Below are 1913 nucleotides of genomic sequence, written 5' to 3'. Positions count from 1 at the left end.
GGTCATACCGGATGGGGAAAAATCAGGCGCTAAAGAAGTTTAATCAACACCGCAGTGACGGTTGCTACCGTACCAATCATTCTATGGCGATCGCCACCGGATACCAAAAGGTCTCACGGGTCATTTTGCCGCCTCGGCACTCAACTTGCCCGCTTCAGCATTCAGATTGCGTTGCTCAGCGAGCAATTTGATGATTTCTACATGAACCTTTTCGAGTTCGGCCTGTTTCATGGTCATTTCCTGCATAACGGGCGTGAGTCCATTCTGAGTTAAGGGGGAAGCAGTCATATGTGCTGCCCTTTTTTTCATCTTGAACCCGAAGGCACAAAACGAAAACCCCTTCTCGATATGGCTCATTTGAGACGCCAAACCTTGTGGACGCCCCAAGCGCTTGGCTTTCCAGCACTGCATCCCACAGACCCGCGACTCGTCCTACATAAATTTCAGAAACGACAGCGCCACTTCCAAAACCCAGCCCCCAGAAACCACAAAACCCCTGACTTCTCTCGAAATCAGGGGTTCTGGTTACATCGAATTTGGCGGTGAAGGAGAGATTCGAACTCTCGATACAATTTCTTGTATACACACTTTCCAGGCGTGCTCCTTAAGCCACTCGGACACTTCACCGTATCTCGTCAAACAAGTTCTGTCTGTCGAGGCGCGCTAATGTAGTCGAAACCTTTTCTGATGGCAAACTTTTTTTGCAGAATTTTCATGCGCTTAGCGTTTTAGTCATTCCGGCGGGTTGATGCCCATGGCAAACCTGCCAATCTCCGGCTTCGCGCCCTCTTCTATATAGAGGGGAATGCGCGGCGGGTGTGGCGGGCCACGCTTGCCTGGCAGGGAAAGGGTGACTGGCGGGTCAGTCACAGCGCTTTACCTGGCCTGCCGCGGTGGGTAACGTCTGCCCCAACTTTCATACAAGGAATAGCGTCATGAGTGAGTTGATTTCCTACCATCTCGAAGACGGTATCGCGACCCTGACCTTGAGCAATGGCAAGGTCAATGCCATCTCGCCCGACGTAATTGCTGCGTTTAACGCTGCGCTGGATCAAGCGGTGACGGATCGTGCGGTGGTGATCATTACCGGTACCCCCGGGATTCTGTCGGGTGGTTATGACTTGAAGGTGATGACGTCCGGCCCTAAAGAAGCCGTTGCGTTGGTCACTGCCGGTTCGACCCTGGCCCGTCGCCTGCTGTCGCACCCGTTCCCGGTGATCGTGGCATGTCCTGGGCATGCCGTGGCCAAGGGTGCTTTCCTGCTGCTGTCGGCGGATTACCGCATTGGTGTCGACGGCCCATTCAGCATTGGCCTGAACGAAGTGCAGATCGGCATGACCATGCACCACGCCGGTATCGAAATCGCACGTGATCGCCTGCGCAAGTCGGCGTTCCACCGCTCTGTGATCAATGGTGAGATGTTTAACCCGCAGAGCGCCGTGGATGCCGGTTTCCTCGACGTGGTGGTGTCGGCCGAAGAGTTGCAAGGCGCAGCGCTGGCGGCGGCTCGTCAGTTGAAGAAGATCAACATGACCGCGCACAAGAACACCAAGCTGAAAGTACGCAAGGCGTTGCTGGAGACGCTGGACAACGCGATCATCCTGGACCAGGAGCATTTGGGTTAAGCTCAAACGCACTGCACCGAAAAGCCCGACCGTCGTGTCGGGCTTTTTCTTACGTGCTGCGCTGAAAAGTCTGCAACCGCTCTAGGCCGCATCTGACCAACAAGTCAGAAACATACTCACAAACATCGCCTTTCTCCCCCTCTTTAGCGGCAATTGCCGAAAACAGTGCACATCCGTACACTGCGCCACCTTTGTCCCGGTGGGGCCTGCAAATGCTGTTTGTATTTCGTATGTTCTTGATGGGCCCGCACTTTATTCTGGCTGGTGTGCTCGGTGTGATTCTGGGCC

General features: G+C 54.4%; 2 protein-coding genes, 1 tRNA gene and 1 pseudogene. 1 reads left to right on the top strand and 3 read right to left on the bottom strand.

Translation table 11 applies throughout. The annotated features are described in order from the left end of the window. Window positions 1-29: 29 nt before the first annotated feature. From AC1DRJ_RS25985 to AC1DRJ_RS25975, 3 genes and pseudogenes are all read right to left on the bottom strand, one after another. Window positions 30-231, bottom strand: a pseudogene (locus tag AC1DRJ_RS25985) (hypothetical protein). A 306-nt stretch (window positions 232-537) separates the two neighbouring features. After that, a tRNA-Ser gene (locus AC1DRJ_RS25980) sits at window positions 538-627 on the bottom strand. A 105-nt stretch (window positions 628-732) separates the two neighbouring features. After that, window positions 733-870: a hypothetical protein gene (locus tag AC1DRJ_RS25975; RefSeq protein ID WP_477804675.1), complete on the bottom strand. Its 138-nt coding sequence runs from the start codon at window positions 868-870 to the stop codon at window positions 733-735. A gap of 65 nt (window positions 871-935) precedes the next feature. On the opposite strand from AC1DRJ_RS25975, the gene AC1DRJ_RS25970 reads away from it, so the two are divergent. Beyond that, the gene (locus tag AC1DRJ_RS25970) at window positions 936-1625 is read left to right on the top strand and encodes a crotonase/enoyl-CoA hydratase family protein (RefSeq protein ID WP_090181851.1); all 690 of its coding nucleotides are present in this window, start codon (window positions 936-938) and stop codon (window positions 1623-1625) included. The last annotated feature ends 288 nt before the right edge of the window (window positions 1626-1913 follow it).

Source organism: Pseudomonas sp. P5_B2 (genome assembly GCF_056400445.1).
The sequence above is the reverse complement of the archived record's forward strand: the minus strand, read 5'-3'. Positions and strand labels throughout refer to the sequence as shown.